Source organism: Rhodococcus sp. HM1, from assembly GCF_023218075.1.
Taxonomy (GTDB): Bacteria; Actinomycetota; Actinomycetes; order Mycobacteriales; family Mycobacteriaceae; genus Rhodococcus.
Map to the genome: position 1 here is coordinate 1 of NZ_JALPTB010000139.1, position 5467 is coordinate 5467.

Below are 5467 nucleotides of genomic sequence, written 5' to 3' on the forward strand. Positions count from 1 at the left end.
CTACACCTATTAAGTCGTCGGCAGCGTCAGAGGTGTATAAGAGACAGGCGCCCAGCCCACCCCCACCGCCGACGCGGCGACCGCCAGCGTCAGCGGGATCCCGAACCGCACGAACGTCGCCGTCGAGTACCCGCCCGGGCGCAACACCATGAGGTTCGTCTGGTGGCTGTACGGGTTGAGGAAGGTGAACGAGATGCACGTGCCGATCAGCGTGAGCAGCAGCACCGGATCCAGGTCCGTGGTCGCGGCGATCTGCAGGGCGATCGGGGTCAGGATGGCCGCGGCGGCGGCGTTGGTCACCACGTTCGTCAACACCGTGGTGCCGACGACGAACACCAGCACGATCAACGCGACGTTCCCGGCCGCCAGGGTGAGAACGGCGTCGGAGATGTAGTCCCCGAGGCCGCTGCGCACGACGATCGTGCCCAGCCCCACCGATCCGGCGATGATCGCCAGGATGTTCCAGTTCAGCGCGCGCACGGCCGATCTCGGCGTCAGCACCCCGGTCAGCACCATCAGGACTGCGCCGGCGGTCGCGACGAGTTCGACCGCGAGGACGCCGGACGACGCCGCGGCGATGGTGGCGGCCAGGATGCTCACGGCGATCCACGTCTTCGCGGCCTGCGGCGCCTTGCCGGACAGCTCCCGCCACACCGCCACCAGGGAGTTGTCCGCGAGCGAGTCGGCCGATTCCGCGGTGACCAGGCACAGCCCACCGGGTTGCGCGGGAGCCTCACGCAGCAGCCGATCGGTCTGCGCGGCGATCACCAGGATGTCCTCGTGCTCCTCGAGGTCGCGCACCGACCGGCCCTCGTTGGTGGCGATGGCCACGCGGAACAACCGCTGCGGAACGAGGCCGAAAACCGGGTTCGACCACAGCATCCGGACACCGGCCTCGGTCGCCCGGTACACCAGGACGTCGCCCGACTCGAGCGGACTGTCGATGTCGATGGGGTCGCCCCAGCGGCGGATCTCCACGAGTTCGTACTCCGCCGTGGAACGGACGTCGAGCCGGGATGCGGTGCGGCCGATGGCAAGCGCCCGCGCCGAGATCGGGATCTCGGCCTGCCACGACAGGTCGCGTTCGCCCTCGGCGACCCGTCCTCCGAGCAGCAAGGGTGCGGTGACCGTCAGCACCAGCCAGCCGACGACGGCCACCGGCACCGCGATGGGCACGAACGAGAACATCGACACCCGCACCCCGGCCGGCTCGGCGAGCCCGGCGATGAGCAGATTCGAACTGGTTCCGATCAGCGTCGCCGACCCCGCCAGAGTCGTCGCGTGCGCCACCGGCAGCAGGATTCCGCGCGCCGGGATCCGGGACCGCTGCTCGAGTTCCTTCGTGGCCGGGATGAGCATCGCCACGATCGGGGTCGTGTTGATCAGCGCCGAGACGAACCCGACCGACGGAATCAACCGGCGCAGCACCTGACCCGAGGTGCGAACTCCGGACAGCAGCAGATGGGTGACGCGGGAGACCGCCCCGGTCCGCAGGACGCCTTTCGCGATGACGAGCATCGCCGCGATCGTGATGACGCCGCTGTTGCTCAACCCCGCGAACAGTTCGGCCGGAGTGGCGATCCCGGCCAGGCCCGCGACGACCAGTGCCGTGGCCAATGCCAGGACGGCGGGGGCCTTCCCGGTCGTCATCACGACGAGGGTCGTCACCACAATGAACGCCGCGAGAAGAGCCATGCGAGAGATAGTCTCAACTCGTGTCGCGGCAGGCTCGATCGCCACGCATGTTCGCACGACAGCTGACCATCGGCCGAAGGCGAGGAAGGCATGACATTCGTGAACACCGGAACACACATCGTGGTCGGCATCGACGGATCCGACACCTCGCTCGGCGCCGCGAAGTGGGCCGCAGCGGTCGCCGGGAAGCTGGGCCGGTCACTGCAACTGGTGCATTCGACATCGCACCCCACGCGTCTGCTCGGCATCGGCGATCCGACACTCTCCCAGCAACTGGCGGACAGCCTGACCGAAGACGGCACCCGCATCCTCTCCGAGGCGGTCGCCGAAGTCCGGCAGCACGCACCCGAGACCCAGCTGACGACGCTGGTCGACGAGGAGGCCCCCGCGACCACCCTGCTCACGGCCGCGAAGGACGCGTCGCTCATCGTGGTCGGCGCGACCGGTCGCGGGTCGGTCGAGCGGTGGCTGCTCGGCTCCACCGCGTCCCGGGTGGCCGGCCGCGCGCCGTGCCCGGTCGTGGTGTGGCGCGGCGACCCGGCCGATCCGGGACCGGACACCCGCCCGATCGTCGTCGGCGTGGACGGCACGTCGACATCCGCGAACGCGACCGAAACCGCATTCGGCTTCGCCGAGCTGACGGGCGCACCCGTCACCGCGGTCCGCTCCTGGACCGGCGAATTCGCCGCCGACACCGTGATCACCGACTCGATGCCGATCGTGGGTCCGGCGACGCTCCTCGTCGACTGGGACGCCGTGGCACGCGAGCAGGCGTCGAAGTTGAGCGAGATTCTCGCCCCTTACCGGCAGCGCTTCCCCGACGTGGCGGTCGAGGAGGTATCGACGCGCGGATCCGCGCCACGCGAGCTGCTGCGGGTCCTGGACGACGCCCAGCTCGTGGTCGTCGGCAGCCGCGGCCGGGGCCGCATCGCCGGTGCCCTGCTCGGTTCGACGAGTCAAAACCTGCTGCACCGCGCGGAGCGGCCCGTGATGATCTGCCGCGGGAATCACACCGACCCGAGCTGATCCAAGTGGCCCGGCGCGCGCGAACAGCCGACCCTTTGGCAGGCTAACGAGGAAGCGACGACGGAAGTGAGGACACATCCATGGGCAGCGACAGTCCCCGGTGGCTCGACGCGAACGAGCAGGCCGCCTGGCGATTGCTGGTGTCGGTGATCACCCGGTTGCCCGCCGCCCTGGACACCCAGACCCAGCGCGACTCCGATCTGACGCACTTCGAGTACTTCACCCTCGCACTTCTGTCGGAGGCACCGGACCGGCGCGCCCAGTTGTCCGCCCTCGCGGAATCGGTGAATGCGTCGCTGTCGCGGCTGTCCCATGTGGTCACCCGCCTCGCCAAGCGCGGCTGGGTGTACCGCGAGCCGATTCCGGGCAGCCGCGGCTCGTACGCGGTACTCACCGACAGCGGCTACGAGAAGGTCGTCGAGGCGGCGCCGGCCCACGTCGAGACGGTGCGCCGGCTGGTGTTCGACGGGCTGGACGACGATCAGCTGCGCGCCCTCACCGAACTCGGCAAGGTGCTCGTCGCACAGCTGGACAAGGGGCTCGCCGAGGGGACCGGCAGGGCTTAGGGCAGTTGTGCTCACATGGTGAGCACCATGCGATAGCGCGCGCGTCCCTCCTCGGCGACGGCGTACGCCTGCGCGGCCTCGGACAGGGGACGTTCCTCGATGCGAGCGCGCACTCCGGTCTGTACCGCGAATCGCATCGTCTCCTCGACATCGCGTGCCGTCCCGGACGGGTGACCGGTCACGCTCACCCCGGGCATGATCAGCTGCAGAGGATTGATCGGCAGCGGATCGACCGTCGCGCCGACGACGACGAGTTCGCCCTGCGGCTGCAACCCACCGACCGTCGCGGCCATCGCCGCGGAGTTCGCCGCGGTGGCCAGCACCACCGACACGCCACCGAGTGCCTGCAACGCCTCCGCCACGTCGCCCGCCGAGGAGTCCACGTAGTGATGGGCCCCCAGCTCCAGGGCATCGTCCCGTTTGCCGGCGCCGCGCGCGATGGCAACGGTCTCGAATCCCATCGCGCGGGCGAACTGCACTCCCAGGTGACCGAGACCGCCGAGTCCCAGGACCGCGACCCGGTCGCCGGGTAGTGCCCGGGTCTTGCGCAGCGCGTTGTAGGTGGTGACGCCGGCGCAACCCATGGGGGCGGCCTCCGAGAACGACAGCTCGTCCGGAATCCGGGCGAGCGCAGTGACAGGCACCGTCACCGAGTCGGCGTAACCGCCCGGATAGTGCCAACTCGGCACCTGCAGCTTTTCGCAGTGGATGAATATTCCTCGGCGGCAGGGAACGCACTCGTTGCAGTGGCCGCCGAACCATCCCACCGCGACCCGGTCGCCGATGTCGAAACCGGTGACCCCGGCACCGAGTTCGGCGATGGTTCCGGCGATTTCGTGGCCGGGGGTCAGCGGCCAAGTCGTACCGGGAAATCCCCCATTCACGAAGCCGTGATCGGTGCCGCAGATTCCGCAGGCGGACACCGCAATTCGGACATGTCCGGGATCGGGGGAGGTTGTTTCGGTGTCGACGAGGGTCAGTGCTCCCCCGGCCGACTCGACGTGAACTGCTCGATGTGTGGGCATCTGCATCCTCGCTGTCCGGTGTGGGATCGGGAGCTGGGTCCACCTACCAGTCAAAGGGTTCGACCGGGCACTTGACAAGGGCCTGCCACCGACAGCGGGAGCGGAACGAGTCAGCGGGTGCCGCTCATGCCCCCGTCCACCGGGATCACCGTGCCGGTGAGGTAGGCGCCGGCCCGCGACGACAGGAAGATTGCGGTGCCCGCGATGTCCTCGGGGCTACCGATGCGCCCGAGCGGGACATTGCCCTCGACCGCGGATTTCAGCGCGGGGTCGTCCAGTATGAACGCCATCATCTTCGTCGGGAAGGGTCCCGGCGCCACGGCGTTCACGGTGATGTGCTCGCGTGCGAGAGTGGCGGCGAGCTTGCGGGTGAGCATGTGCACCGCGGCCTTGGATGCCCCGTACGAGAAGTTCTCGGTTCCCGAGACCACGATCCCGTCGATCGATCCGATGTTGATCACTCGCGCCGGGTCGTCCGGGGTCGCCGCGGCCCGCAACTGCGGCAGCAGCGCCTGCGTCAGCGCGAACACCGCGGTGACGTTGAGGCCCAGGACCTTGTCGAACCCGGAGAGGGGGAACTCGTCGACCGGCGCACCCCAGGTGGCCCCGGCGTTGTTGACCAGCACGTCCACCCGGTCGAAGGTCCGGGTCACGAATGCGGCGAGATCGGCCAACCCCTCCGGGGTGCTCAGGTCCGCCGGATGCGCGACCACGTCACCGAACGCGGACAGTTCCGCGGCGGCCGACTCGCACGCATCGGCCTTCCGAGACGAGATGATGACCCGCGCACCGGCTTCGGCGAAGCCCTTCGCGATCATCGACCCGATGCCGCGGGTGCCGCCGGTCACGACCACGGTCTTGCCCTCGACGTCGAACAGGCCGCTCATCGGGTGGCCTCGAACGATGCGCGGCCGATCCGTAGGCGGGCGGCCGAGATGATAAATGCTTCCCCCATCGGGACTCCTTGTCGTGCGTGCGTGCGCGGCGCGGGATGCGGCCCGTGCGACGAGACGATACGGGACCGATTCGTGGCCGGTGGGCAGGGAACGGGATACGTGGTGCGTCCGATGCCGAACACCGCGGAGGCCGGGCGACCCTTCTTCCGAGACCGGGCTCGGCTCATCCGGACGTCACGGGGACCCGCCCCTCCCACAC

The 5467-nt window shown here is 69.3% G+C and carries 4 protein-coding genes; 2 read left to right on the plus strand and 2 right to left on the minus strand.

Annotated features, from left to right (window positions below):
• Positions 1-1785: 1785 nt before the first annotated feature.
• Entirely contained in the window at positions 1786-2721 is a 936-nt protein-coding gene (locus M1M07_RS31800) for a universal stress protein (protein ID WP_197251569.1), read from the plus strand.
• 80 nt (positions 2722-2801) lie between these two features.
• A complete protein-coding gene (locus M1M07_RS31805) occupies positions 2802-3287 on the plus strand; it encodes a MarR family winged helix-turn-helix transcriptional regulator (RefSeq protein WP_197251568.1) in 486 nt (161 codons plus the stop codon).
• A gap of 11 nt (positions 3288-3298) precedes the next feature.
• Here the strand turns inward: M1M07_RS31805 and M1M07_RS31810 are convergent, their stop codons facing one another.
• Both M1M07_RS31810 and M1M07_RS31815 read right to left on the minus strand, forming a co-directional pair.
• Positions 3299-4312 carry an alcohol dehydrogenase catalytic domain-containing protein gene (locus tag M1M07_RS31810; RefSeq protein ID WP_197251567.1) on the minus strand — a complete coding sequence of 338 codons (1014 nt, stop codon included), beginning with the start codon at positions 4310-4312 and terminating at the stop codon, positions 3299-3301.
• 110 nt (positions 4313-4422) lie between these two features.
• Entirely contained in the window at positions 4423-5199 is a 777-nt protein-coding gene (locus M1M07_RS31815; RefSeq protein ID WP_248676712.1) for an SDR family oxidoreductase, read from the minus strand.
• Positions 5200-5467 lie beyond the last annotated feature (268 nt).

Excerpts from the sequence above, each read along its gene's own strand:
- M1M07_RS31800 (WP_197251569.1), top strand. The coding sequence starts at position 1,786 with ATGACATTCGTGAACACCGGAACACACATCGTGGTCGGCATCGACGGA.
- M1M07_RS31805 (WP_197251568.1), top strand. The coding sequence starts at position 2,802 with ATGGGCAGCGACAGTCCCCGGTGGCTCGACGCGAACGAGCAGGCCGCC.
- M1M07_RS31810 (WP_197251567.1), bottom strand. The coding sequence starts at position 4,312 with ATGCCCACACATCGAGCAGTTCACGTCGAGTCGGCCGGGGGAGCACTG.
- M1M07_RS31815 (WP_248676712.1), bottom strand. The coding sequence starts at position 5,199 with ATGAGCGGCCTGTTCGACGTCGAGGGCAAGACCGTGGTCGTGACCGGC.